This is a genomic window from Pseudomonas sp. PK-RTE-24 (genome assembly GCF_054052265.1).
Genome location: NZ_CM133224.1, coordinates 5,796,114 through 5,821,944 on the forward strand (window position 1 = coordinate 5,796,114; position 25,831 = coordinate 5,821,944).

A 25,831-nucleotide genomic window follows, 5' to 3' on the forward strand; every position below is an offset into this window, starting at 1 on the left:
CATCATGGCTTTGGATTTATTCGTCGTACTCATTTATGCCGCTGCGATGCTGATTCTCGGCTACTACGGCATGCGCAAGGCCAAGACTCACGAAGACTATCTGGTTGCCGGGCGCAATCTGGGACCATCGCTGTACATGGGCACCATGGCAGCAACCGTACTCGGCGGCGCGTCCACCGTCGGCACTGTGCGTCTGGGCTACGTGCATGGCATTTCCGGTTTTTGGCTGTGCGCGGCACTGGGCTGCGGCATCGTCGCGCTGAACCTGTTCCTCGCCAAACCCTTGCTGAAACTCAAGGTATTCACCGTCACCCAGGTCCTGGAGAAGCGCTACAACCCGATGGCGCGCACCGCCAGTGCGACGATCATGCTCGCTTACGCGCTGATGATCGGCGTGACCTCGATTCTGGCGATCGGCACCGTGCTGCAAGTGTTGTTCGGTCTGCCCTTCTGGATTTCCGTACTGCTGGGCGGCGGTATCGTGGTGATTTATTCAACGATCGGCGGCATGTGGTCGCTGACCCTGACGGACATCGTCCAGTTCGGCATCCAGACGGTGGGCCTGATGTTCGTGTTGTTGCCGATCTGCCTGTACCGCGTAGGCGGCTGGGACCAACTGGTCGCGCAACTGCCGGCGGCCAGCTTCAACTTCACCAGCATCGGCTGGGACACGATCATCACCTACTTCATGATCTACTTCTTCGGCATCCTGATCGGCCAGGACATCTGGCAGCGGGTGTTCACCGCCAAAAGCGAAAAAGTCGCCAAGTACGCCGGCACCTCGGCCGGGATCTACTGCATCATTTACGGCCTGGTCTGCGCCTTGATCGGCATGGCTGCCCATGTGCTGATTCCGGATCTGGACAACGTCAACAACGCCTTTGCCGCCATCGTCAAAGTCTCGCTGCCTGACGGCATCCGTGGCCTGGTGATCGCTGCCGCACTGGCGGCGATGATGTCCACCGCCAGCGCCGGCCTGCTCGCCGCGTCCACCACGCTTACCGAAGACCTGCTGCCGAAACTGCGCGGCGGCAAACAGTCCAACGTCGCGGTCAGCCGTCTGTTTACGTTGCTGACGGGGATCGCGGTGTTGGGCATTGCTCTGGTCGTCAATGACGTGATCAGCGCGTTGACCCTGGCTTACAACCTTTTGGTCGGCGGCATGCTGATTCCGCTGATGGGGGCGATTTTCTGGAAGCGTGCGACTACTGCCGGGGCGATCAGCGCCATGACGCTGGGCTTTGTCACTGCGCTGGTGTTCATGGTCAAGGACGGCATGGACGCGAACACGCCGATCTATTACAGCCTGGGTGTCAGCCTGGTGAGCTTCGTACTGGTCAGCCTGTTCTCGCCGCGCCCGGCGACCGTGGCAACGGCGGTGTGAATCGGCTGTAACGACTTGATGTTTTCTTCAGCGGGTGTGGCGTCGGTAGCCACACCCGTTTTTTTCGCTTGGCGAAAAGCAAAAGATCGCAGCCTTCGGCAGCTCCTACCATTTGTAGAAACTGCCGACGGCTGCGATCCTGAAATCTCTGATCGGAGGTATTAACGGCGACGTGGCTGGCGCCGACGCTGTTCGTCGTCCGTGCGAATCGGTACCGGTTGCAGAGGCGGTTCGATCAAACCGAGGGCAACTCCCAAATCGTGCAGCCAGTTCTGGATTTTCTCTTTCATCGTCATGCCCCCTTCAGGGTGGTGCTGAGCGGCCGGAATTCTGAGGCCGCTTCGCACTGATAATAGTCCGAAGTCCTACGCAATGCTCGGCCAAATCCGCAATGATCTGTTACTGAATTGAACAGAATCTGTTGCGATTGGTTCACGCGGTTTCCCGCACTTCATGCAAAGCCACGGGATAGACCGCTTGCTGCACGTCGATCCAGGCATTCAGGTTGGCCCCGGCCATACCCTTGCGCCACATGAGCCACGTTGTCGCACCCGCGAACGGCTCGGCCAACGGATGCACCGCGACGCTTTCGCGACCCGGCAGGCTGGCCAACATCGACTCGGCCATCAACGCCACACCGCTGCCGGCAATCACACAGGCGAGCATGCCCTGATACGACTCGATCTCCATCGGCCGGCCCATCGCCGCATGGTAGTGGGCGAACCACGCTTCCAGACGCATGCGATATGAACAGCCCTGACGGAAGGTGAATACCGAGCGCCCCTCGACATCCCGCGCGTTGTGCACCGGTGGATGGTCGATTTCGGTGATCAGCACCAGGCGTTCCTCGCACAACGGCACGCCATCAAGCCCGGCCAGTTGCAGCGGTCCGTCGACCAATGCCGCGTCGAGGCGGCCGGTGAGCAAACCTTCAAGCAGTTCGCCGGTCGGCGCCGATTGCACCTGCAAATTCACCGTCGGGTATTGCTTGTGATAGCGCGCCAGCAACGCCGGCAGATGGATCGCCGCCGTGCTGTACATGGTGCCCAGCACGAAATCCCCGGCCGGTTGCCCGCCCATCACCGCCGCACTGGCCTGATCGCGCAGGGCAAACAGTTTGCCGGTGTAGTCGAGCAGCACCTTGCCCGCCGGCGACAACTGCAAACGCTGCCGTTCGCGCACGAACAATTCGACACCCAGCTGCTCCTCGAGCTGTTTCAGGCGCGTCGACAGATTCGACGGCACCCGATGCAAGCGCTCGGCGGCGCGGGTGATCGAGCCTTCCTCGGCGACCGCCTGAAATATCCGCAGCTGGCTGAATTCCACAATCTTCTCCTGAACAGAACAAGTTACTCACTATTATTCAATTTTAAAGAAAGTCAATCGGTCCTAGCCTGACGGTCATCGCTCCGTTGAAGGAAGCCCGACCATGTCGCCGCTGATACGTTTATCCGCCTGTTTCGTTGCCCTGATGATGGCCATGGGCATCGGCCGTTTCGCCCTGACGCCACAGATGCCGCACCTGCTCAGCGAAGGGCAGATCGACCTCACCGCCGCCGGGCTGATCGCGGCGGCCAACTACCTCGGCTATCTGCTTGGTGCTGTGGATGCGATGTTCGCGCAGCGGCCGCAGCAGGTGCAGCGACGGCTGCATGGCGGGCTGTGGCTGTGCGTGCTGCTGACACTGGCGTCGTTCTGGGCCAACGGTTTCTGGTCGCACCTGCTGTTGCGCTTTGGCACCGGGGTGGCGAGTGCCTGGGTGCTGGTGATGATTACTTCGCTCAGTCAGCCGCTGGCGGCGGCAGCGGGGCGCCCGCGCTGGGGTGCCCTGGTCTTTGCCGGACCGGGTCTGGGGATTTTTCTCACAGGCTTGCTGGCGCTGGTCTCACACCGCTTGCAGCAGACATCGGCAACCCTGTGGCTGATTTACGCGGCGGCTGCGCTGCTGATGATGCTCGGCGTCTGGCGGTTGTTACCGCAGCCCACGGCCGTAGCGAGGCCAGCGACAATGCATGTGAAAACAGCGAATCGAGGCATTGTCCGGCTGGCGCTGGTGTATGCGCTGTACGGCATCGGCTACATCATTCCGGCAACGTTCCTGTCGCAGATGGCCAACGCACAGTTTCATGGCCAGTGGCAGGCGGATCTGTTCTGGCCGTGCTTTGGCCTCGGCGCGGCAATCGGTGTGTGGTTGGTGAGTCTGCGCCGACATGATCCCGAAACCACGCGGCACTGGCTGATGGCGACGTTGTGGCTGCAAGCGGCCGGAGTGTTCGCCTGTCTGCTGGGCAGCGGCCTCGGCCTGGCGTTGGGGGTGATCCTCTGCGGCACGCCGTTTCTGGCCTGCATGCAATTGGTCATGCAGCGCTCGCGAGAGCTGGCGCCCCACGCCACTCAGCGCAACGCCGGGATGCTCACGGCGTGCTTCGCCGTCGGCCAGCTGAGCGGCCCGCTGCTGGCGGCGCTGAGCAGCCATTTCAGCGGCGGTTTGCAGCCGGCGCTGCTGATCGCCGGTGCCGGCCTGTTGCTGGCCGGCGCGCTGGCGATGCAGGCCAAGGCTACTGGCCCAGCGCCTTGCGCAAACGCCGACGCAGCCACTGTTCGGCGCTGACGAAAGTGATGCCGAGCAGCACCAGCACGGCGCCGATGACGAAGTTCAGGCTCAACTGTTCGCCGAGCAGCAGCACGCCGAAGGTTACGCCGAACAACGGCGTCATGAACGAAAACACCGCAAGGTTGGCCGCCAGATAACGGTGCAGCAGCCAGAACCACACCAGGTAACTGAAGAACGACACCACCAGGCCCTGGAACAGCACACTGGCCACCGCCACGGTGGTCAGGCTGACGTGGGTGATCTGGCCGCTGAACAACGCGATCAACAGCAGACCGATAAAACCGACCAGCAACTGATAGAACAGGGTCAATGTCACCGGCGCTTCCGACAGTCGCGAGGCCCGCACCACTACGGTGGTCGCGCCCCAACAAGCGCCGGCCAATACGCCGAAGGCATCGCCCAGCAGCATGCGCCGATCAAGGTTGTCCCACGACACACCGCCGGCGAAGGCAATCGCGATGCCGATGAACGCCAGCAGAATCCCCAGCCATTGCAACGGGCGCAACCGCTCGCTGGCGAGCAGGAAATGCACGCCGAGTGCGGTGAAGATCGGCGCGGTATACAAGAACACCGACATGTGCGCGGCGGTGGTCAATTGCAGGCCTTCGGCGATGAACAGGAATTCCAGACCAAACAGCGCACCGGCCAGCAAACCGCCGCGCCAGGTGCTGCCGACCTGATCCCAACCGCCCTTCCAGCAGATCAGCAAACCGACCAGCAACGCAGAAATTCCCGAGCGCCCCGCCGCTTGCATCACCGGCGCGATGTCAGTCGCCGCCCATTTGATCAGGACTTGCTGCACACCCCAGATCAGGCACAGGCCGATCATCACTTGCAGGGCAAAACCGTCGGCATTGCGCCGCTCGGCACTCACCGCAACACCTCGAACACACACAACATGGCAGGCCATCCAATGGTCAGAAAACAGTGTCGGGGATTATCAATCAGATGCGCGGAAAAAGCCGTCTGGAAAAGACCTTTATTTGGTCAGTGGCGTCAGCGCTGAATGGTTGACGGCTGCGCCGTCATTCGCGGGCAAGCCCGCTCCCACAGAGGGTTCGGTGAACATGTGGGAGCGAGCCTGCTCGCGAAGAGGCAGCATTGCCAACACAACTGCCGGATCAACTCAGGCAAACCGCTTCGCCACCAGATAACCCACCGTGCAGGCAACCGCCGTCGCCACTGTCCCCCACGCCCAGTCCATCAAACTCACCTGCACCGACCAGTCGCGCAATGTCGCCCAATTGGTCAGGTCATAAGTGCCGTACGCCACCAGCCCCAACAGCGCACCCAGCTTCGCCGCTCGCTGCCAGCTCAGCGCCGGCAAGACCACGAATACCACGCAGCCAATGACGTACAGGCAATAAAAAACCGCTGCGGGCAACAGCAGCGGTTTATCCAGCATCAGCGAACCGAGCAGTTCGCGATAGGTCGGCGCCATCAGCAGCCCGAGCCAGATGCCATCGAGCAGCAGAAACGTCAGTAGCGTCGAGACGTATGCGATCAGCGCCTTTTTCATTGGCTCACCCCTTTAGATGTGGGAGCCGCCGATTTTCAAGATCAAGATCAAAAGATCGCAGCCTTCGGCAGCTCCTACCATGGGCCTGCGGTGAGTCAGGTTAGTTCAATGCGATCGGCGTGAATGACGATCTTGCCTTCCTTGTACAGCGAGCCGATGGCTTTCTTGAAGTTACCCTTGCTGACGCCGAACAGGCTGCTGATCAGTGCCGGATCACTCTTGTCACTGACCGCCAGGGTGCCGTCGTTTTCGCGCAGCTTGCCGAGGATCTTCGAACTCAGGCTGCTCGCCGCTTCCTGGCCAACCGGTTGCAGGCTCAGGCTGATCTTGCCGTCGGCGCGCACCTCCTTGATGAAGCCTTTCTCGCGCATGCCCGAACGCATGAACTTGAAGATCTCGTTCTTGTGGATCAGGCCCCAGTGCTTGTTGTTGATGATCGCCTTGAAGCCCATGTCGGTGGCTTCGGCAACCAGCAGATCAACTTCCTGGCCCAGGCTGTAGGTGGCCGGGGTCTTGTCCAGGTAACGATCGAGGCGCGCGGTGGCGGTGATGCGGCGCGTGTGTTTGTCGAGGTAGACGTGCACCACGCAGTACTCGCCAGCGGTCATCTGGCGCTTTTCTTCCGAGTACGGCAGCAACAGATCTTTCGGCAGCCCCCAGTCGAGGAACACGCCGATGCTGTTGACTTCAACCACTTTCAGACTGGCAAATTCGCCGACCTGAACTTTCGGTTTTTCCGTGGTGGCGAGAAGTTTGTCTTCGCTGTCCAGATAGATGAATACGTTGAGCCAGTCTTCATCTTCGCTGGGAATATCTTTGGGGATATAACGGTTGGGCAAAAGAATTTCGCCATCGGCACCGCCGTCCAGATATAAACCGAAGTTAGTGTGTTTAACCACTTGCAAACTGTTGTAACGCCCGACTAAAGCCATTTCCGAAACCCTCAATACGTGGGCGGCATTCTACCCGTTTTTGCCGCCAACGTCGGGCGACAGATCCTCGCACCGGAAAATCTGCCTCAACCTGTTGATTTTGCTTGATCACTGCCCGGTGAGGTGCCGCTCGTCAGTCCGGCCGGGCGGCTTACGGCTGCGCACAATTGCCTCACGCCGATTCGATGTTCTTATTTAAAACAGGGAGTTAGCTAAAAATTAACAGTGTCGATCAGGCAATAATACAGCGCTGCGGTTGGTTATTCCGGGGGATATTTACCAAGCTATTGTCAAGTTATTCCTGTACGATGCCTGGCCGAGTTACTTTTCTAAAGGTTAATGGCCGCCATGCGTGTAAAAGCATCCACCAGCAAAGCAAAGCCAGCTCCAGCCGTTGAAACCAGCGAATCGATCAACGATCAGATCGCAGCATTCCTCAAGTCCGGCGGCGAGATCCAGCAAATTGCCAAAGGCGTCAGTGGCCAGACATTCGGCCCGTCCAAGCAGATCAGCCTGGGCAAGAAGTAACACCGGTTTTACCCCGTCCAGAGGCGCTTTGAGCTTCGAAGCGCCTGGACTGGCACCGCGCAATACCCCTTCGCTTTAAACAATAATCCTCAAAAATCGACGAACGGCCATCAATGCCGGTTATTCGCCGGTATCCTTGCACGCGTCTAGATCAAGCGTTTCAGCAGGCCTTCGCCCTGCGCTCGCGGTTCATGGAGTGACGCATGCGCCCATTTTCCTGTTTATTGTTCGTCAGCCTGCTGTCAGGCGCGACCGCGCACGCGCAGGTTTTTCAGGGTGAACTGGGCGACTTCGATCTCAAGCTCGGCACCACGCCCAGCCGCAGCATGGCCCAGGGTCTGGTGAAACCGGCGGCGGTCGGCTCGTTTCACGGCGGCCTCGACCTGAGCCACGACAGCGGCGTGTATTTCGGTCAGTACGCGCCGAGCATGGGCATCACCCCCGGCAAAAACCTCGAGATCGATTCCTACGTCGGCTTCAAGCAGCCTTTCGATCAGGTGCTCGGCTATGAAGTCGGGATGATCCATTACAGCTATCCCCGCGTGGACACCCTCGACAGCCAGGAGCTGTTCGGCGGTCTGACTCTGCTCGGCAGTCGCTTCGGCATCGCATTGAGCAACGACCCGGATAAACAGAACAACACCTTGTTTGCCGACCTCACTGGCAATCAGCCGTTCGGCATCGGCGTGAGCATGAAATACACCACCCATCAACTGAACACACCGGTGGCGGTGGACGGTGGTTATGTCAGCAGTTTCACCGATTGGTCGGTGAAGCTGTCGCGACCATTCATGGGTGTCGATCTCGATCTGATCTACAGCAATTCCAGCCTCAGCGGCAGCGATTGCTCGGCCTATTCCGGGCACAACAGCGAGTGCGACGGCCTCCTCACCCTCAAGGCTGTACGCACGTTCTATTGATCGGCTGAACTGCCGCGCGCATCCTGCATCACATAAGAATCAGATTTCCGACGCCAGGCTCTCGCAAGGATTTGCCCATGTCTCGCTGGTTCAAACAGATTGCCGCCCTGCTGATCTTCACCCTCGCCCTCGGCGCTTGCAGCCGCGTGGGCCTGGCCTACCGCAACCTCGACGTGATTATTCCATGGTCGCTGAGTGACTACGTGGACATGAACGGCGAGCAGAAAGACTGGTTCAACGACCGGCTCAAAGAACACCTGAGCTGGCACTGCACCACGCAGTTACCGGGTTACCTCGACTGGCTGGACCGATTGCAGGCCATGGTCGAGAGCAATCAGGTCAGCGACGCCGCCCTGCAGGAGCGCACCGCCGAAGCCAAGCAGGCCATTGCCGAAACCGCCCGGGAAATCACCCCTTCGGCCATCGAGTTGCTACAAGGTCTGGACGATAGACAGGTGGCAGAAATGAACGACGCGTTTGCCAAGGATTTGCGCAAACGTCAGCAGGAATACGTGAAACCGCCGTTGGCCCAACAGATCAAGGAACGCGGCGAGCGCATGGAAAAACGCCTGAACGATTGGCTAGGACCGCTCAGTGATTCACAGAAACAACGCGTCGTGGCCTGGACCAATGCCTTGGGCGACCAGAACACCCAATGGATCGCCAACCGCGCGCACTGGCAGCAACAGTTCAGTGCCGCCGTTGCGCAACGCCAAAGCCCCGAATTCCCACAACGCATCGAGACGCTTCTGGTCAACCGCGAGCGCTTATGGACAGCAGATTACCGCAAGGCCTACGCCAACACTGAAGCCCAGGCACGCTCGCTGTTTGTCGATCTGATGGCGCAGAGCACACCGCAACAGCGTGAGCGCTTGTTGAAGAAAATCGAGAGAGTGCGCAAGGACTTCAATGACCTGAAATGCCTGAAGGCCGCTCAGAAACCTTGAGATTACTGAAATCCAATGTGGGAGCGAGCCTGCTCGCGAAAGCGGTGTATCAGACAGTTCAATGTCACTGACAAACCGTATTCGCGAGCAGGCTCGCTCCCACAGGGAGATTTCGCTGGCTCAGGCGATTTGAGCCTTTGAAGCGACTTCATCAAATGTCACCTCATCCAGCGCATCCTCCTGCTCATCCAGCACCTGACGCGGGTGGTCGTTGCCGGGGATGCTGCTGTCGATCAGGCTCAGCAGGCTGGAACCGCGCTGCGTCAGAATGAAATTGTTGCCGGTACTGCCTTCATGATCCGGACGCGGCTCGATATAACCACGGTCAAGCAGCAGACTTTCATACTCACAGGCCAGCGTTTTCAAATGGTCGAGATTCTCGATCGGCTCGCCGGCGCTGGCTTTCTCGGCCGCGTAGGCTTCGGCATAAGCGCGGGGAGCGAAGCTCTGTCCAGCGCTGTTCTGCACTTCATGCAGCAAACGTTCAATCAAATCCCAGTTATAAGTTGTCATCCTGGTTCAACCTCCGGTGCGGGTGATTTGTGCCGCTTTCAAAGGTTGTGACCCAAGCGCTGCGCAGCCGTTCAGCCGCATATCTTCGCGGCGACCGACCGGCGGTCTGTCGATTCTCTCGCTGGTTAAACGACTAGTCTGAAACAGCCGGTTCAACCCGCAGGAGACATGGTCATGAACGTTGCAAACCATCCGGTGGTATCACGCGAAGAATGGCTCGCCGCCCGTCAACAGCATCTGGCCCGCGAAAAAGCCTTCACCCGGGAACGCGATCGCCTCAGCGCCGAGCGCCGCGCCCTGCCGTGGGTAAAAGTCGACAAGGACTATCACTTCCAAGGTCCGAACGGCGAACTGAAGCTCAACGATTTGTTTGGCAACAACAGCCAGTTGATCATCTACCACTTCATGTTTGCTGAAGGCTGGGAAGAAGGCTGCCAGGGCTGCTCGTTCCTCAGTGACCACATTGACGGCGCCAACCAGCACCTGGCCCACCACGACGTCGCAGTTGTCGCCGTTTCCCACGCGCCGTTCAACGAGTTTCAGGCGTTCAAACAACGCATGGGCTGGAAATTCGACTGGGTCTCGTCAGAAGGTTGCGATTTCAATTACGACTTCGGCGTCTGCGCCCGGGCTGAAGACGTCGCCGAGGGCAAGGCTACCTACAATTACGAAAAAACCGACAGCGCCGAGGAAGAAATGCCGGGGCTGAGCGTGTTTTATCGCAACGACGAAGGCGAGATTTTTCACACCTATTCAACGTACGCACGCGGTCTGGACATGCTGGTCGGCGCTTACCACTACCTTGATCTGACGCCCAAGGGCAGGAATGAAGACGAGATCATGGAATGGGTGCGACATCATGATCGGTATGACGGTGCGACGATGTCAGGCTGCTGCCATGCCGATTGAGCGCAACCGTGTCTCCACAGTTTCTGAACTTTTGCCAGGCTTCAGCCCTCAACCGCTTGTCTGCCTTAACCGGAACTGAGGCCTGCCCATGAAAACCCTGATCAAGCTGTCCCTCGCCGCCACCCTTGCCTGCGCCCTGCCCGTCTGGGCCTGCACGCCGGAAGAGGCGACGATCAAACGCGAACAACTGGCCAAGGAAGTCTCAAAGCTCACCGAGCAGAATCCGGAAAAAGCCAAGGAGATTAACGCCGAGTTGCAGAAAATGGATCTGGGCACGGCCAGCGCCGATCTGCCGGACAAGTGCCAGTTGATCGATCAGCGTCTGAAGGAACTGGGATCGGCGGAGAAAAAAGCCGACAGTTGAGGACGAAAAAAAACCGGACATTATCCGGTTTTTTTATGCGCGTTCTAAAGCTTACTCAGCCGCAGGTTCTGCTGGCTTGCGACGCTTGAGCGGGGCCATGCCGTCGCTGCTCACCAGAGAATCCGGCTTTGGACGGTTGACGCTCTTGCGCTTGGTCGGCGTCTTGGCGGCGGTTTTCTTCTTGTCGCCCTTGGCGTCGGTCTTTTTCTTTTTCACGCCGACGGCTTTGCCCGAGGCCTTGACCTTTTTCGGCCCGCCGTAGGTGCCTTTGACTTCCTTGATCGTGCGGCGCTCGAAGCTTTGCTTCAGGTAGCGCTCGATGCTCGACATCAGGTTCCAGTCGCCGTGGCAGATCAGCGAGATCGCCAGACCATCGTTGCCGGCGCGGCCGGTACGACCGATGCGGTGCACGTACTCGTCGCCGCTGCGTGGCATGTCGAAGTTGATCACCAGGTCCAGACCGTCGACGTCCAGACCGCGGGCCGCAACGTCAGTCGCGACGAGGATCTTTACGCCGCCCTGTTTCAGTCGATCGATCGCCAGTTTGCGATCCTTCTGGTCTTTCTCGCCGTGCAGCACGAACGCCTTGTATTCCTGGGCCACGAGGCGGCCGTAGATGCGGTCGGCCATGGCGCGAGTGTTGGTGAAGACGATGGCCTTCTGGTAGGTCTCGTTGGCCAGCAGCCAGTTCACAATCTGCTCTTTGTGCTGATTGTGGTCGGCGGTGATGATTTGCTGACGAGTCGTCGAGTTGAGCTGGCTGACCGCGTTGAGCTGCAGGTGCTCCGGGTTGTTCAGGACCTTGGCGATCATTTCGCGCAGACCGGAACCGCCGGTGGTCGCGGAGAACAGCATGGTCTGCTGACGGTTCGGGCACTCATCGACCAGACGCTGCACGTCTTCGGCGAAACCCATGTCGAGCATGCGGTCGGCTTCGTCGAGCACCAGCACTTCGACTTCTTTCAGGTCGAGGTTGCCGGCGTTGAGCTGCTCGATCATCCGCCCCGGGGTGCCGATGAGGATGTCTGGCACTTTGCGCAGCATGGCGGCCTGGACTTTGAAGTCTTCGCCGCCAGTGATCAGGCCGGACTTGATGAAGGTGAACTGCGAGAAGCGTTCGACTTCCTTCAAAGTCTGCTGGGCCAGCTCACGGGTTGGCAGCAGGATCAGCGTCTTGATGCTGACGCGGATCTTCGCCGGGCCGATCAGGCGATTGAGGATCGGCAGGACGAAAGCGGCGGTTTTGCCGCTACCGGTTTGCGCCGTCACCCGTAGATCACGCCCCTGGAGCGCCAGCGGGATGGCCGCGGCTTGCACTGGCGTTGGCTCGACAAATTTCAGCTCGGCCACGGCTTTGAGCAGGCGTTCGTGCAGGGCGAATTGGGAAAACACGGGTGCTACCTCGAAGATATGCAAAAAAACAGCTGCATAGGTTACCGGTTTCGAGCGCTCAGGCCGAGTTTCTTTGTGCAAACGCCGACAATCAGTGGTTTTTTTGTTGCCCGATTTGTCACTCGCTGCAATACACAGCGGCTTAAATGCTCTAATCGGCCCTCGCGTCTTACAGAAGAAACGTTTCGCTCATGGATATCAAACAGCTCTGGCTCAAAGCCCAAGGCCTCTGGGGCACGCTCGAAGAGCACCCACTTCTGCAATCGGGACTGGCGCTGCTGGTGCTGCTGGTCATCGCGCTGGTGCTCGGGCGAGTGGCGCGTTACCTGATCCTGCACGCCAGTCGCATGCTCGGCCGCCAACCGGCGCTGCACTGGATCAACGACTTTCGCCACAACAAGGTGTTTCAACGACTGGCGCAGATGACGCCGTCGCTGGTGATCCAGTTCGGCCTGCACCTGGTGCCGGAGCTGAGCAAAACCGCGATGAATTTCCTCGGCAACGTCGCGCTGGCCTTCACCATTCTGTTCCTGCTGCTGGCGGTCAGCGCCCTGCTCAACGCCCTGCTCGACATCTACGCGCGCACCGAGCATGCGCGTACACGCTCGATCAAAGGCTACGTGCAACTGGCGAAAATGGTTTTGTACGTGTTCGGCGCGATCATCATCGTCGCCACCCTGATCGACCGCTCGCCGCTGTTGCTGTTGTCGGGCCTGGGTGCGATGTCGGCGGTGATTCTGTTGGTCTACAAGGACACGCTGCTGTCGTTCGTCGCCAGCGTGCAGCTGACCAGCAACGACATGCTGCGGGTCGGCGACTGGATCGAGATGCCACAAGTCGGCGCCGATGGCGACGTGGTCGACATCACGTTGCACACGGTCAAAGTGCAGAACTTCGACAAGACGATCGTCTCGATCCCGACCTGGCGGCTGATGTCCGAGTCGTTCAAGAACTGGCGCGGCATGCAGCAGTCCGGCGGTCGGCGGATCAAGCGCAGCCTGTTCATCGATGCCAGCGGCGTGCGCTTCATCCGCGACGACGAGGAAGAAAAGCTTTCGCAGGTGCACCTGCTGACCGACTACATGGGCCGCAAGAAAGCCGAGCTCAAGGCCTGGAATGAGGCCCAGGGCAATGTCGCGGCGATGTCGGCCAACCGCCGCCGCATGACCAATATCGGCACCTTCCGCGCCTATGCGCTGGCGTATCTGAAGAGTCACCCGGAGATTCAGCCGAACATGACCTGCATGGTCCGGCAGATGCAAACCACCGCGCAGGGCATTCCGCTGGAAATCTACTGCTTCACCCGCACCACGGTGTGGGCCGATTACGAGCGGATTCAGGGGGATATTTTCGATTACCTGCTGGCGGTGTTGCCGGAGTTCGGGCTGAGTTTGTATCAGCAGCCGAGTGGTGGGGATTTGCGCGCAGGGTTGCTGCCGGCGGTGTTGGGCTCGGCGAGTATTCCGGAGCCGGAAAAACACCTGATGTAACTTACTGATCACATGTAGGAGCTGCCGAAGGCTGCGATCTTCTGATGTTCAAGATCAAAAGATCGCAGCCTTCGGCAGCTCCTACACGGGTTACGCAGTGCGTTTAATGCCCAACCGGCTGATCCACACCGCTGCCAGAATCACACCCCCGCCAAGGAACAACCGCCCCAGTTCCTCATGCTGATTCCAGATCAGCAGATTCAACAGCAACCCCACCGGCACGTGCAGGTTGTTCATCACCGCCAGGGTACCGCCGTTGACCATGCACGCGCCCTTGTTCCACCAGTACAGACCCAGCGCCGTCGAAACCAGTCCGAGAAACAGCAACACCGCCCATTGCAGCGGCGCTTCCGGTAGAAAGTTCGACTTGCCGAACAACAGGAACGCTGGCAGCACAACCGCCAATGCACCGAGGTAGAAATAACCGAAGCGGCGGTAATGCGGCAGGTCACTCGGATGCTTCGCCACCAGATGCTTGTACAGGACCTGCCCGGCGGCATAAGTGAAGTTGGCCAGTTGCAGCAGCAGGAAGCCCATGAAGAAGTCGGGACTGATGCTGTCGAAGCGAATCACCGCCGCACCCCCGACTGCTACCAGCGCAGCAATCAACGCCCACGGGTTGAAGCGACGGTTCAGCGCGTCTTCGATCAACGTCACGTGCAGCGGCGTGAGAATCGTGAACAGCAACACCTCCGGCACCGTCAGCACGCGGAAGCTCAGGTACAGGCAGACGTAAGTCACCCCGAACTGCAACGCGCCGATCAGCAACATGCCACGCATGAACGCCGGCTCCACCGAACGCCAGCGCGTCAACGGAATAAACACCAGCCCGGCCAACACCACACGGACCAGCACCGCAAAGTAACTGTCGACATGCCCAGCCAGGTATTCGCCGATCAGACTGAAGGAAAACGCCTGGATCAGCGTGACAAAAAGTAGATAGCCCATGCTCGCCTCGAAAATCGAATGGCGGCGACGATAGCGGTTTTTCGGATGGGCTCCAACAGCAAACGGCGCCGGAATCAAAAGCCCCTCACCCTAGCCCTCTCCCGGAGGGAGAGGGGACTGACCGAGGTGGTTGGGCAAGCTACGCCGACATGAAATACCGCATCGAATCCAAAGAAGCCAAAAACCGGCCCTCCACCGCTCAACACAATGAGCGCAAGCTCGAGTACCGCTCTTGATCTTGATCCACCCGCCCCGTCGGCAGGCTGAGCGGAGGGATCGATCCCGCAGCGAAGGAACCCCGAGCCCCATCGAGCGGGCCGAACGTTGGGGCACAGACCTTTGGTTACTTTGGAGCGTTTGCCAAAGTGACCCGCTGTAAGAGCGGAACCGCCAGCCGCAACACCGCAGTAACGGATATTCACCCAAAACCCCAAGAGCCTGGTCGGCCCAAAGGCCGCCAAGAAAACCCAGACAAAAAAAAGCCCGATCTCGCTAAAGCGTTCAATCGGGCTACAGCACTCAGGAGCAAAAGTGCAAAGGGAGGTTCGATGCGCGTGGAACCTTGAAGGGGTTGCGCCAGGTCACTAGACCATCCAGCGATTATCTGGCGATTAACCGATCAAGCGACCTGAGACAATTTGGCGTTGGCCTGATTCAGGCCCTTCTCCTGGAAGTCACCGCCCAGGTTCATGCCCTCGGCATGGATAAAGGTCACGTCGTTGATCCCGATGAAACCCATCACCTGCCGCAAGTACGGTTCCTGATGATCCGCAGGACCACCGGCATACACACCACCGCGAGCAGTCAGAACAAAGGCGCGCTTGCCGCTGAGCAGACCTTGCGGGCCGGTTTCGGTGTACTTGAAGGTCACCCCCGCACGCAGCACATGGTCAAGCCAGGCCTTGAGCGTGCTCGGGATCGCAAAGTTGTACATCGGTGCAGCCATCACCAGAACGTCGGCGGCGAGCAGCTCATCAGTCAATTGGTTGGAGCGATCCAGCGACGCCTGTTCGCTGTCGTTGCGCTGCTCGGCGGGCTTCATCCAGCCGCCCAGCAAGTTGGCGTCCAGATGCGGCACCGGGTTCGCGGCGAGGTCACGCACGGTGATCTGATCGGCAGGGTGCGCGGCTTTCCACTGAGCGATGAAGGTCTGGGTCAGTTGACGGGAAACCGAGTCTTGCTGGCGGGCACTGCTTTCGATGATCAGAACGCGGGACATGGTGTGTAGCCTCCATCCGAGAATGTTGTAAGTCGATGGAGTGAAGGTTAAACAGAGTCGAATCGATGAAAAAGCGCAAATATCCGCTGTAATCCATCGATAAATTCGTTTATAAGCTAAACCCATATCCCCGTGGGAGCGAGCCTGCTCGCGAAAGCGGAATGTCAGTCACATCATCTCTGGATGACACTCCGTCTTCGCCAGCAGGCTCGCTCCCACAGGGTAATAGCGTTATTTCGGGGTGCAGGTCAGTTTGATGCGCAGCTTGATGATCTCGCGGGTGAACTTGGCCGTGGCGTTTTTATGCTTGCCCGCCGGCACGTCGATGCTGCGCGTGCGCGGTGCTTCCGGGCCGTTGCTGAACACCGCACGGCAGGTCGCGTCGACATCACCGTAGTTGGCCACGCGGATCGAGCCGATGTCGTTGTCCGTGTCGTAAGTCTCGTAGTCGATCTTCATGCCGTTGAGATCCTTTTGCACATCGATCGGATAGGCAAACGCGGTCAACGGCAGCAGCGCCAGCACCACACAACAGAATTTTTTCATTCGGCAGTCTCCATGAGGGACGGCCAGCTTAGGACAAGAGGAGCTATTGATGAAAGCGCCCCGCGTGACCCTTGATCAATGGCGAACGTTGCAGGCCGTGGTCGACCACGGCGGATTCGCCCAGGCCGCCGAGGCCCTGCACCGTTCGCAATCGTCGGTGAGCTACACCGTCGCCCGCATGCAGGATCAGCTCGGCGTGCCGTTGCTGCGCATCGACGGGCGCAAAGCTGTGCTCACCGAGGCCGGCGGCGTGTTGTTGCGCCGTTCGCGGCAATTGGTCAAACAGGCCAGCCAACTCGAAGACCTCGCCCATCACATGGAGCAAGGCTGGGAAGCGGAAGTGCGGCTGGTGGTCGACGCCGCCTACCCGAGCGCGCGGATCGTCCGCGCGCTGACCGCGTTCATGCCGCAGAGTCGCGGCTGCCGCGTTCGTCTGCGCGAAGAAGTATTGTCGGGCGTTGAGGAAGTGCTGCTCGAAGGCGTGGCGGACCTGGCGATCACCGGCCTGAGCATTCCGGGCTACCTGGGTGCGGAGTTGAGCGATGTCGAGTTCGTCGCCGTTGCCCATCCTGATCACCCGCTGCATCGGCTCAACCGCGAGCTGAGCTTTCAGGATCTGGAAACCCAGATGCAAGTGGTGATCCGCGACTCCGGGCGCCAACAGCCGCGTGATGTCGGCTGGCTCGGCGCCGAGCAGCGCTGGACCGTCGGCAGCCTTGCCACCGCCGCGACCTTTGTCAGCAGCGGCCTGGGTTTTGCCTGGCTACCGCGACACATGATCGACCGCGAATTGAAGGATGGTTCGCTCAAGCTGCTACCGTTGGATCGAGGCGGCAGCCGCAATTCGAGCTTCTATCTGTATTCGAACAAGGACAAACCCCTGGGCCCGGCCACGCAGATCCTCATCGAACTGCTGCGCACCTTCGACACCTTGCCGCTGGACGCACCGTTTGCCGCACCTGAACAAGCCTGACACGGAGTTCACCGATGGCGTATTTCGAGCACGAAGGTTGCAACCTGCACTACGAGGAATATGGCCACGGTGCGCCGTTGCTGCTGGTTCACGGGCTCGGCTCGAGCACCCTGGACTGGGAAATGCAGATCCCGGCGCTGGCCGCGCACTACCGGGTGATCGTCCCGGACATTCGCGGCCACGGGCGCTCGGACAAACCCCGCGAGCGCTACAGCATTGCCGGGTTCAGCGCCGACCTGCTGGCCTTGATCGAGCACCTGCGCCTCGGCCCGGTGCACTACGTCGGGCTGTCGATGGGCGGGATGATCGGTTTTCAGCTGGCCGTCGATCAGCCGCAGGTGCTCAAGAGCCTGACCATCGTCAACAGCGCGCCACAAGTCAAATTGCGCACCCGCGACGACTACTGGCAGTGGTTCAAACGCTGGAGCCTGATGCGCCTGCTCAGCCTGGAAACCATCGGCAAAGCCCTCGGCAGCAAACTTTTCCCCAAGCCGGAACAGGCCGATCTGCGACGGAAAATGGCCGAACGCTGGGCAAAAAACGACAAACGTGCTTATCTCGCCAGCTTCGATGCGATCGTGGGCTGGGGCGTTCAGGAACGACTTTCCCGGGTGTCCTGTCCAACGCTCGTCATCAGCGCCGACCGTGATTACACACCGGTGGCGTTAAAAGAAACCTATGTAAAACTGCTGCCGGATGCGCGGCTGGTGGTCATTGACGACTCGCGCCATGCCACCCCGCTCGATCAACCCGAACGCTTCAATCACACGCTGCTGGATTTTCTCGCCACAGCCGACCTTCACTCTCAGGATCACTGACCCATGCTGAAAAAACTCGCCCTCGCCGCCGGCTCCGTACTGTTTGCCGCCAACCTGATGGCTGCTACCCCGGCCAAGGCGCCCCACGTGCTGCTGGACACCACCAACGGCCAGATCGAAATCGAACTGGACCCGGTCAAGGCACCGATCAGCACGAAGAACTTCCTTGAATACGTCGACAGCGGTTTCTACAACAACACCATTTTCCACCGCGTGATCCCGGGCTTCATGGCTCAGGGCGGCGGCTTCACCCAGCAGATGCAACAGAAAGAAACCAAGGCGCCGATCAAGAACGAAGCCAGCAATGGCCTGCACAACGTTCGTGGCACCCTGTCGATGGCGCGTACTTCCATTCCTGACTCGGCGACCAGCCAGTTCTTTATCAACGTTGCCGACAATGCGTTCCTCGATCCGGGCCGTGACGCCGGTTACGCGGTGTTCGCCAAAGTGGTCAAGGGCATGGATGTCGTAGACGTCATCGTCAACTCGCAGACCACCACCAAAAGCGGCATGCAAAACGTGCCTGTCGACCCTGTGATCATCAAGTCGGCCAAGCGCATCGACTGAGTTTCGCCGGGCATATCGAGCGGCGCCGGGCTGAGCCTGCGCCGCTCGCACTGATAAAAGGAGAGCCCGGATTCCGGGCGGTTATCTGATGCTCTATCGCCGTTTCGAACAACTGATCGATATCTTCCGCGACGCCCCGACGGCGTCCCCGCCGGACCGCGTCTGGCCCTTCTACGTCTATTACCTGAAGCAGGTCTGGCCGAGTTTCGCTGCCCTGCTTGTTATCGGCCTGTTTGCCTCATTGATTGAGGTTGCGCTGTTCAGTTACCTGAGCCGCATCATCGATCTGGCGCAAGGCACGCCCAACCCGAATTTCTTCAGCGACCACGCCCTCGAATTGACCTGGATGCTGGTGGTCGCTCTGGTGCTGCGACCGATCTTCTTTGCTCTGCACGACCTGCTGGTGCATCAGACCCTTAGCCCCGGCATGACCAGCATGATCCGCTGGCAGAACCACAGTTACGTGCTCAAGCAGAGCCTGAATTTCTTCCAGAACGACTTCGCCGGGCGCATCGCCCAGCGCATCATGCAGACCGGCAACTCGCTGCGCGATTCCGCCGTGCAAGCGGTGGACGCGCTGTGGCACGTGGTGATCTATGCGATCAGCTCGCTGGTGCTGTTCGCCGAGGCCGACTGGCGCCTGATGATCCCGTTGCTGACCTGGATCGTCGCCTACATCGGCGCGCTGTATTACTTCGTGCCGCGCGTGAAAGAGCGTTCGGTGGAAGCCTCTGACGCGCGCTCGAAATTGATGGGCCGTATCGTCGACGGCTACACCAACATCGCCACGCTGAAACTGTTCGCCCACACCAACTTCGAACAGCACTACGCCAAGGAAGCGATCGAGGAACAGACCGTCAAAGCGCAGATGGCCGGTCGCGTGGTGACCAGCATGGACGTGGCGATTACCACCATGAACGGCCTGCTGATCGTCGGCACCACGGCGCTGGCATTGTGGCTGTGGACGCAGTCGCTGATCACCGTCGGCGCGATTGCCCTGGCCACCGGCCTGGTGATTCGCATCGTCAACATGTCCGGCTGGATCATGTGGGTGGTCACCGGCATTTTCGAAAACATCGGCATGGTCCAGGACGGTCTGCGCACCATTTCGCAACCGGTCAGCGTCACCGACCGCGAGCAGGCCAAACCGCTGGCCGTGGCCTCGGGCGAAGTGCGTTTCGAGCACGTGGATTTTCACTACGGCAAGAAGAAAGGCATCATCGGCGACCTCAATCTGACGATAAAACCGGGGGAAAAAATCGGCTTGATCGGCCCGTCCGGCGCCGGCAAATCGACCCTGGTCAACCTGTTGCTGCGCCTGTACGACGTCGAGGGCGGGCGCATCCTGATCGATGGGCAGAACATTGCCGAAGTCGGCCAGGAAAGCCTGCGTGCGCGGATCGGCATGATCACTCAGGACACCTCGCTGTTGCACCGCTCGATCCGCGACAACTTGCTTTACGGCAAACCCGACGCCACCGACGCCGAACTGTGGGAGGCGGTGCACAAGGCTCGCGCCGATGAGTTCATTCCACTGCTATCCGACGCTGAAGGCCGCAGCGGTTTCGACGCGCATGTCGGCGAGCGCGGGGTGAAACTGTCGGGCGGTCAGCGCCAGCGCATCGCGATTGCGCGGGTACTGCTCAAGGACGCGCCGATCCTGATCATGGACGAAGCCACCTCAGCACTGGATTCGGAAGTCGAAGCAGCGATTCAGGAAAGCCTCGAGACCTTGATGCAGGGCAAAACCGTGATCGCCATCGCCCACCGTCTCTCAACCATCGCGCGCATGGATCGCCTCGTGGTGCTGGAAAACGGCAAGATCGCCGAGAGCGGCACCCACGCCGAACTGCTCGCCCATCGCGGCTTGTATGCGCGCTTGTGGGCGCACCAGACCGGAGGGTTTGTCGGTATCGATTGATGCCTGGCGGTGCGGTGAAAAAACTGTGGGAGCGAGCCTGCTCGCGAATGCGATGGATCAGCGACAAATCCGTCAACTGACCCGACGCTTTCGCGAGCAGGCTCGCTCCCACAGGGGATCTGGAACTAGGTTTGGCGATAGGGCAACGCTGTCCGGGCCTCTTCGGCATACGCCAAAACCCCAGCGCGCTCTTGCTGGAGGAAATCCTTCACCGCTGCTTTCAACCCCGGATGGCGCAGGTAATGCCAGGAATGGGTGATTACCGGTTCGAAGCCGCGAATCAACTTGTGCTCGCCCTGCGCCCCGGCATCGAAACGCTGGATGCCATGGGCAATCGCGTAATCCATGCCCTGATAAAAACACGTCTCGAAATGCAGCCGATCAAACTCGGCCAGGCAGCCCCAATAACGCCCGTAGAAACTGTCGCCACCGACCAGGCTGAACGCCATCGCCACCGGCCGGGAGCCCTGTTTGGCCAAGACCACGCGAATCGCTTCGGGCATACGTTCGGCCAGCAGGCTGAAGAACTCGCGCGTCAGGTACGGCGCCTGACGCCGCACCGCATAAGTGTTGGCATAGCAGGCGTACACGAAATCCCACTGCGCCTCGCCCAGCTCTCGCCCCTCCAGCCACTCGAACTCGAAGCCCTGCCCCGCCACCTGCTCGCGTTCCTTGCGCATCTGCTTGCGCTTGCGCGAACTGAGGGCGTCGAGAAAATCCTGAAAGTCGCGGTAACCACGGTTCTGCCAGTGATATTGACAGCCGATGCGCTGCAGCCAGCCCGGCTGCTCGGCCATCGCCGCATCGGTAAACGGATCAGTGAAATTGATGTGCGCGCTGGACAGTTCTTCGATCTGCAGATAGCCCGGCAGGCTTTTCAGCAGTTCGAAACCGTCCTCGACCTTCGCCGCCAGCAAGCGCGGACCGCTGACCGGGCTGAAGGGCACAGCAGTCAGGAGTTTGGGGTAATAATCGATGCCGGCACGCGCGCAGGCATCGGCCCAGCCGTGATCGAAGACGTACTCGCCGTAGGAATGCCACTTGCGATAACTGGGCAGTGCGGCGATCAGTCGATCATCTTCGATGTGCAGTAAATGTTCGGGCTGCCAGCCCGAATGCGGGCCGACACTGCCGCTGTCTTCCAGCGCACTGAGAAAGGCGTGGCGCAGGAACGGCTGGTTGTCCGGCACCAGCGCATCCCAGCTTGCCGGGGCGATTTCTGACAGGTCTTGCAGGCGTTGCAACGGCATTCACTGGCACTCCACAGCTTGGCGACAAAGCCCGGCGAGTATCGCTGATCGCGACCCCGTTGCACACGCTCAATCGGCCGACAGCGCTCTAACTCGATAGTTCACGCCTGATACGCAGCGTCATCAACCTGCCATCACTGTGCCACCGCTCTGTCATAAACCATCGCGATACTGGCGCCTGTTTTTAGAGCGCCGGGTTCTAACCCGGACACAGTTTTCCGGCCTTCAGCCGGTTGTGCCCAGGATGGTTCAGCCATCCCCTTCATCTTCGGAGATTGCTATGCGTCTTGCTTCCACGAAAACTGCAGCGGCCCTGTGCGGCGGCTTGTTGCTGGCCATGAGCGTTCCGGCCAGTGCTGCAGTCGACGCCAAACTGCTCGACATGCTCAAGGCCAACGGGTCGATTTCCCAGGCGCAGTACATCGAGCTGCAAACAGAACTGGCCAAGGATCAGAAGGCTCAGCAAATCGCCCAACAGGCGCAGCAGGAAACCAACGAACAAGTGGCGGCGGTCGCGAAGAAGACCAACGAACAGAGCCTGTTCGACCAGAAACTGGCTTGGGCGGCGAAGACCCAGTTCAAGGGCGACGTACGTATTCGTCAGGAAACCATCAAGATCGACGGCGAGCCGAACAACGGCGGCCGCGACAAGGATCGCCAGCGCATCCGTGCGCGTCTGGGCGCCTACACCGAGATCAACCCGCAAGTCGACACCGGTATCCGCATCGCCACTGGCGGCGGTGACGACGCGCGTTCGACCAACCAGGATCAGGACAACTACTTCGACAAGAAGCAGATCTGGCTCGACCTCGGCTACATCGACTATCACCCTGATCAGATCAAGAACCTGCACGTGATCGGCGGCAAGATGCTGCAACCGTGGGTGAGCATGGGCGACGTGATCTGGGACAGCGATATCAACCCGGAAGGTCTGGCCGTTACCTACAAGTATCCACTGGGCAGCGCCGAACTGTTCGGCAGCCTGGGTAACTACAACCTCAAGGACAACGTTGACGGCGACGGCGTGCAATTCCGCCACGACCTGCGTCTGACCGCTGGCCAGTTGGGCAGCCGCTTCAACATCACCGACAACCTGAAAATGACCGTCGGCGGCAGTGTCTACGCCTACCAGAACGACGAAGACAGCCGCTGCACCGGGACCTCGACGCCATGCGCGCTGGCGGTCAACGGCAACTCGGCGAACAACGAATTCCGTCTGTACGAAGGGTTCAGCCAGATCGACATCGGCGGCCTGCCAATGCCACTGTCGTTCTACGGCCAGTACGTGAAGAACAACGATGCCGTGACCGATCAGGACACCGCATGGTTGCTCGGCGCGAAGTCGAAAGTCTTCGGCTTCAACCTCGACTACAACTATCGCGACGTGCAGCGCAACGCCGTGGTCGGCGCCTTCACCGACTCCGACTTCGCCAACGGCACCACCGGTTCGCGCGGGCACAAGTTCAAGGTCGGTTACGACATCGACAAGAACTTCGCCGTCGGCGCCACGTACTTCCTGACCAAGGCCGACTTCGCCAGCCGCAGCCAGCGCGATGCAGATGCCAACACCCTGCAGCTGGATGCTGAAGCGAAGTTCTAAAAAAGTGATAGCCCGGTGCGGGCGGGACGATCCCCATCATCCGTTCGTTTCACCCGCACCGGGTTATTTCTGCAGGATGCAAAAACCCCTGTAGGAGCTGCCGAAGGCTGCGATCTTTTGATCTTGATCCTGAAAACAAGATCAAAAGATCGCAGCCTCGTTTCACTCGACAGCTCCTACAGGGGGTTGTCTTTTCGTCGTTGCTCGGCCAGGCGTTCGGCCAAGGCATCGACGTTCTCGTCCGGTTTGTCCGGCAGCGCCTTCAGGGTTGCCTGCATCACGCGCATCTGCCGCATGAAACGCCGGCAGTTGGGGCAGAACAACAGGTGATGACGCACCATCAGCGTCTCGCGAAAGCTCAGTTGGCCGTCGAGATAATCGCTGGATCGTGCCACTTGCTCCTTGCAGGTCAACATTCTCCTGTCTCCTCAAAATGTTCCACGGTCGCAAAGACCTTCAAACGTGCCCGATGCAGCAGCACGCGGACATTGGAGAGCGAAATCTCCAGAAGATTACAGATCTCTTCCAGCTCCAGGCCCTGGCGTTCGCGCAACAGCAGGACACTGCTCTGCAACTCGGACAGACTCAGCAAAGTGTGTTCGAGGCATTCGCGCAGTTCGTTTTCGGTGAGTAGCGCTTCGGGGGTGTCCTGGTGCCAGGCGAACGGCGCGACCAGCCAGTGGCCATCGCTGGAAGAGAAGCGATCGTCACCGATGGTGCCGTGGGGCGATGGCAGGTCGTCGAGCAGGACCTCCCGGCGATTGAGCTTGTAGCGACTCTTGGCCGAATTGGCGGTGATGGTCAGCAACCAGGTCTTGAGGCTGGAACGGCCTTCGAAGCTGGCCAGATGACGCACCACCGACAGCCAGGCATCCTGCACCACTTCCTCGACATGACGCTGGCCGACAATCGCGTAAGCCACAGCGCGCATGGCGCTCTGATACGTGGTGACCAATTCCTTGAAAGCCTTTTGCTCCCCCGCCAGCAGGCGCGTGAGCAGTTGGGTGTCGTCAGCCGCCATCCATCAATCCCCTTGTCCGGACTTCGAAAATGAACGCGGCTGGTGTGCACCTGCCGCGACGTCCGAAAAATTACAGCGTTTCAATCGCTTCGGATGTAGGAAAGATCGACGCGATTAAGGGGAAATTAACCTGTTTCAGCGCTTGCGCAGCAACACACTGCCAATCGAGTAACCGGCTCCGAAGGAGCTGAGCACTGCCAGCGAACCCGAGGCCAGATCATCCTGATATTTATGGAAAGCAATGACAGAACCGGCCGAGCTGGTGTTGGCGTAGCTGTCGAGAATTACCGGAGCTTCTTCTTCGGTAGCTTCGCGGCCGAGCAGCTTGCGCACGATCAAGTGGTTCATACTCAGGTTGGCCTGGTGCAGCCAGAAACGCTTCACGTCGCCAACGTTGAGCTGGTTCTCTTCCAGGTGCTCGCCAATCAGCTCGGCGACCATCGGGCAGACATCCTTGAACACCTTGCGGCCTTCCTGCACGAACAGCTTGTCGCGGGAACCGATGCCCTCTTCTGCCGCGCGGTTGAGGAAGCCGAAGTTGTTGCGGATGTTGTTGGAGAACTTGGTCAGCAATTTGGTGCTGACCACGTCGAACTGGTACGGGGAGGTCGCCAGATCCGCGCGCTCGATGATCACCGCAGTCGCGGCATCGCCGAAGATGAAATGGCTGTCGCGATCACGGAAGTTCAGGTGCCCGGTGCAGACCTCCGGGTTGACCATCAGGATCGCCCGCGCCTGGCCCAGTTGCACGCTGTTGGCGGCGGCCTGGATGCCGAAGGTGGCCGAAGAACACGCCACGTTCATGTCGAAACCGAAACCCTGAATACCCAGCGCTTCCTGGACTTCGATGGCGATGGCCGGATAAGCGCGTTGCAGGTTCGAACAAGCAACGATAACGCCGTCGATGTCGGCTGCGGTTTTGCCGGCTCGTTGCAGGGCTTGTTCAGCCGCGCCGACGGCCATCTGGCAGAGCACCGACCATTCGTCGTTGGAGCGCTCGGGCAAGCGCGGGGCCATGCGTTGCGGATCGAGGATGCCGTCCTTGTCCATGACAAAGCGGCTCTTGATGCCAGAGGCTTTTTCGATGAACGCAGCGCTGGATTCAGTCAGGGCCTGGACTTCACCGCTGGCAATGGCCTCGGCGTTATCGGCGTTGAACTGGGCGACGTAGGTATTGAAAGACTGCACCAGCTCTTCGTTGGAGATGCTGTTGGCCGGTGTGTACAGGCCGGTGCCGCTGATGACGACATTATGCATGGTCGTTTCTCTAATCTGTTCAGGCAGAAAGTGCTGGAACCGTCGTACCAACACGCAAAGGGTCTATTCCCATCCGGGGGACGCAAACCTGGCATCGTTTTATTCCGCAGCGCGACACGGCCGAAGGCTCTGGGTCGCGAAACGGCGGGTTATGGTGGCGAAGTTTGCCATAAACCCGAGGTTTTGGCGCCGTTCTCAA

The 25,831-nt window shown here is 59.7% G+C and carries 27 protein-coding genes; 13 read left to right on the forward strand and 14 right to left on the reverse strand.

All coding sequences use genetic code 11. The features are described from left to right. Positions 1 to 4 precede the first annotated feature (4 nt). Positions 5 to 1,384: a sodium:solute symporter gene (locus tag ACV8MC_RS26045; RefSeq protein WP_323621229.1), complete on the forward strand. Its 1,380-nt coding sequence runs from the start codon at positions 5 to 7 to the stop codon at positions 1,382 to 1,384. A gap of 161 nt (positions 1,385 to 1,545) precedes the next feature. Here ACV8MC_RS26045 and ACV8MC_RS26050 read toward each other — a convergent pair whose 3' ends face one another. Both ACV8MC_RS26050 and ptrR read right to left on the reverse strand, forming a co-directional pair. Then, positions 1,546 to 1,674 (reverse strand): PA1414 family protein, encoded by a 129-nt coding sequence (locus ACV8MC_RS26050; RefSeq protein WP_003184145.1) that lies wholly within the window; start codon positions 1,672 to 1,674, stop codon positions 1,546 to 1,548. 142 nt (positions 1,675 to 1,816) lie between these two features. Continuing rightward, positions 1,817 to 2,710, reverse strand: coding sequence for a putrescine utilization regulator PtrR (gene ptrR / locus ACV8MC_RS26055; protein WP_457264033.1), 894 nt, complete (start codon positions 2,708 to 2,710; stop codon positions 1,817 to 1,819). Positions 2,711 to 2,813: 103 nt separating this feature from the next. Between ptrR and ACV8MC_RS26060 the strand changes: the two genes are divergently transcribed. After that, complete coding sequence (locus tag ACV8MC_RS26060; protein WP_457264035.1) at positions 2,814 to 3,995, forward strand: MFS transporter; 1,182 nt, start codon at positions 2,814 to 2,816, stop codon at positions 3,993 to 3,995. On the opposite strand, the gene ACV8MC_RS26065 is transcribed toward ACV8MC_RS26060, so the two are convergent. From ACV8MC_RS26065 to ACV8MC_RS26075, 3 genes are all read right to left on the reverse strand, one after another. Next, on the reverse strand, positions 3,943 to 4,872 hold the full coding sequence (locus tag ACV8MC_RS26065) for a DMT family transporter (protein WP_457264037.1): 930 nt from the start codon (positions 4,870 to 4,872) through the stop codon (positions 3,943 to 3,945). The two genes, ACV8MC_RS26060 and ACV8MC_RS26065, sit on opposite strands and share 53 nt — an antisense overlap. A 252-nt stretch (positions 4,873 to 5,124) precedes the next feature. Further along, on the reverse strand, positions 5,125 to 5,517 hold the full coding sequence (locus tag ACV8MC_RS26070) for a DUF2177 family protein (RefSeq protein ID WP_150636587.1): 393 nt from the start codon (positions 5,515 to 5,517) through the stop codon (positions 5,125 to 5,127). A gap of 95 nt (positions 5,518 to 5,612) precedes the next feature. Continuing rightward, positions 5,613 to 6,449, reverse strand: coding sequence for a CvfB family protein (locus tag ACV8MC_RS26075; protein WP_056783668.1), 837 nt, complete (start codon positions 6,447 to 6,449; stop codon positions 5,613 to 5,615). 339 nt (positions 6,450 to 6,788) lie between these two features. Between ACV8MC_RS26075 and ACV8MC_RS26080 the strand changes: the two genes are divergently transcribed. The 3 genes from ACV8MC_RS26080 to ACV8MC_RS26090 all read left to right on the forward strand — a co-directional run bounded on the left by ACV8MC_RS26080 (position 6,789) and on the right by ACV8MC_RS26090 (position 8,844). Beyond that, positions 6,789 to 6,977 carry a hypothetical protein gene (locus ACV8MC_RS26080; protein ID WP_016985943.1) on the forward strand — a complete coding sequence of 63 codons (189 nt, stop codon included), beginning with the start codon at positions 6,789 to 6,791 and terminating at the stop codon, positions 6,975 to 6,977. Between the two features lie 203 nt (positions 6,978 to 7,180). Beyond that, the gene (locus ACV8MC_RS26085) at positions 7,181 to 7,897 is read left to right on the forward strand and encodes a TorF family putative porin (RefSeq protein WP_457264040.1); all 717 of its coding nucleotides are present in this window, start codon (positions 7,181 to 7,183) and stop codon (positions 7,895 to 7,897) included. A 77-nt stretch (positions 7,898 to 7,974) separates the two neighbouring features. Then, entirely contained in the window at positions 7,975 to 8,844 is an 870-nt protein-coding gene (locus tag ACV8MC_RS26090; RefSeq protein WP_252868975.1) for a DUF6279 family lipoprotein, read from the forward strand. 120 nt (positions 8,845 to 8,964) lie between these two features. On the opposite strand, the gene ACV8MC_RS26095 is transcribed toward ACV8MC_RS26090, so the two are convergent. Beyond that, a complete protein-coding gene (locus ACV8MC_RS26095) occupies positions 8,965 to 9,357 on the reverse strand; it encodes a transcriptional regulator (protein ID WP_095180673.1) in 393 nt (130 codons plus the stop codon). 174 nt (positions 9,358 to 9,531) lie between these two features. Between ACV8MC_RS26095 and ACV8MC_RS26100 the strand changes: the two genes are divergently transcribed. Both ACV8MC_RS26100 and ACV8MC_RS26105 read left to right on the forward strand, forming a co-directional pair. Beyond that, on the forward strand, positions 9,532 to 10,266 hold the full coding sequence (locus ACV8MC_RS26100) for a DUF899 domain-containing protein (protein WP_406228509.1): 735 nt from the start codon (positions 9,532 to 9,534) through the stop codon (positions 10,264 to 10,266). An 88-nt stretch (positions 10,267 to 10,354) separates the two neighbouring features. Next, positions 10,355 to 10,630, forward strand: coding sequence for a hypothetical protein (locus ACV8MC_RS26105; protein ID WP_039761007.1), 276 nt, complete (start codon positions 10,355 to 10,357; stop codon positions 10,628 to 10,630). A 51-nt stretch (positions 10,631 to 10,681) separates the two neighbouring features. Here ACV8MC_RS26105 and ACV8MC_RS26110 read toward each other — a convergent pair whose 3' ends face one another. Further along, positions 10,682 to 12,022: a DEAD/DEAH box helicase gene (locus ACV8MC_RS26110; protein WP_024012040.1), complete on the reverse strand. Its 1,341-nt coding sequence runs from the start codon at positions 12,020 to 12,022 to the stop codon at positions 10,682 to 10,684. Between the two features lie 191 nt (positions 12,023 to 12,213). Between ACV8MC_RS26110 and ACV8MC_RS26115 the strand changes: the two genes are divergently transcribed. Beyond that, on the forward strand, positions 12,214 to 13,512 hold the full coding sequence (locus ACV8MC_RS26115) for a mechanosensitive ion channel family protein (RefSeq protein WP_056783642.1): 1,299 nt from the start codon (positions 12,214 to 12,216) through the stop codon (positions 13,510 to 13,512). A gap of 90 nt (positions 13,513 to 13,602) precedes the next feature. On the opposite strand, the gene ACV8MC_RS26120 is transcribed toward ACV8MC_RS26115, so the two are convergent. The 3 genes from ACV8MC_RS26120 to ACV8MC_RS26130 form a co-directional block, all read right to left on the reverse strand. Next, a complete protein-coding gene (locus ACV8MC_RS26120) occupies positions 13,603 to 14,460 on the reverse strand; it encodes a carboxylate/amino acid/amine transporter (RefSeq protein ID WP_122882071.1) in 858 nt (285 codons plus the stop codon). A 619-nt stretch (positions 14,461 to 15,079) separates the two neighbouring features. Further along, entirely contained in the window at positions 15,080 to 15,679 is a 600-nt protein-coding gene (locus ACV8MC_RS26125; RefSeq protein WP_041478822.1) for an FMN-dependent NADH-azoreductase, read from the reverse strand. Positions 15,680 to 15,910: 231 nt separating this feature from the next. Beyond that, the gene (locus ACV8MC_RS26130; RefSeq protein ID WP_016771198.1) at positions 15,911 to 16,225 is read right to left on the reverse strand and encodes a hypothetical protein; all 315 of its coding nucleotides are present in this window, start codon (positions 16,223 to 16,225) and stop codon (positions 15,911 to 15,913) included. Between the two features lie 49 nt (positions 16,226 to 16,274). On the opposite strand from ACV8MC_RS26130, the gene ACV8MC_RS26135 reads away from it, so the two are divergent. The 4 genes from ACV8MC_RS26135 (at position 16,275) to ACV8MC_RS26150 (ending at position 20,504) form a co-directional block, all read left to right on the forward strand. Continuing rightward, positions 16,275 to 17,198: a LysR family transcriptional regulator gene (locus ACV8MC_RS26135; RefSeq protein ID WP_016771199.1), complete on the forward strand. Its 924-nt coding sequence runs from the start codon at positions 16,275 to 16,277 to the stop codon at positions 17,196 to 17,198. Between the two features lie 14 nt (positions 17,199 to 17,212). Beyond that, complete coding sequence (locus tag ACV8MC_RS26140) at positions 17,213 to 18,016, forward strand: alpha/beta fold hydrolase (RefSeq protein ID WP_252885531.1); 804 nt, start codon at positions 17,213 to 17,215, stop codon at positions 18,014 to 18,016. A gap of 3 nt (positions 18,017 to 18,019) precedes the next feature. Then, on the forward strand, positions 18,020 to 18,583 hold the full coding sequence (locus ACV8MC_RS26145) for a peptidylprolyl isomerase (protein ID WP_252868970.1): 564 nt from the start codon (positions 18,020 to 18,022) through the stop codon (positions 18,581 to 18,583). Positions 18,584 to 18,671: 88 nt separating this feature from the next. After that, a complete protein-coding gene (locus ACV8MC_RS26150) occupies positions 18,672 to 20,504 on the forward strand; it encodes an ABC transporter ATP-binding protein (RefSeq protein ID WP_426783210.1) in 1,833 nt (610 codons plus the stop codon). A gap of 125 nt (positions 20,505 to 20,629) precedes the next feature. Here ACV8MC_RS26150 and ACV8MC_RS26155 read toward each other — a convergent pair whose 3' ends face one another. Beyond that, complete coding sequence (locus ACV8MC_RS26155; protein WP_056783630.1) at positions 20,630 to 21,754, reverse strand: GNAT family N-acetyltransferase; 1,125 nt, start codon at positions 21,752 to 21,754, stop codon at positions 20,630 to 20,632. 280 nt (positions 21,755 to 22,034) lie between these two features. Between ACV8MC_RS26155 and ACV8MC_RS26160 the strand changes: the two genes are divergently transcribed. After that, positions 22,035 to 23,354 carry a putative porin gene (locus ACV8MC_RS26160; RefSeq protein ID WP_457264046.1) on the forward strand — a complete coding sequence of 440 codons (1,320 nt, stop codon included), beginning with the start codon at positions 22,035 to 22,037 and terminating at the stop codon, positions 23,352 to 23,354. 176 nt (positions 23,355 to 23,530) lie between these two features. Here the strand turns inward: ACV8MC_RS26160 and ACV8MC_RS26165 are convergent, their stop codons facing one another. The 3 genes from ACV8MC_RS26165 to ACV8MC_RS26175 all read right to left on the reverse strand — a co-directional run bounded on the left by ACV8MC_RS26165 (position 23,531) and on the right by ACV8MC_RS26175 (position 25,632). Continuing rightward, the gene (locus ACV8MC_RS26165; protein WP_056783624.1) at positions 23,531 to 23,770 is read right to left on the reverse strand and encodes an anti-sigma factor family protein; all 240 of its coding nucleotides are present in this window, start codon (positions 23,768 to 23,770) and stop codon (positions 23,531 to 23,533) included. Beyond that, positions 23,764 to 24,375, reverse strand: coding sequence for an RNA polymerase sigma factor (locus tag ACV8MC_RS26170; protein WP_041478829.1), 612 nt, complete (start codon positions 24,373 to 24,375; stop codon positions 23,764 to 23,766). Before ACV8MC_RS26170 ends, ACV8MC_RS26165 begins: the two co-directional genes overlap by 7 nt. A gap of 135 nt (positions 24,376 to 24,510) precedes the next feature. After that, entirely contained in the window at positions 24,511 to 25,632 is a 1,122-nt protein-coding gene (locus ACV8MC_RS26175) for a beta-ketoacyl-ACP synthase III (RefSeq protein WP_457264048.1), read from the reverse strand. Between the last annotated feature and the right edge of the window lie 199 nt (positions 25,633 to 25,831).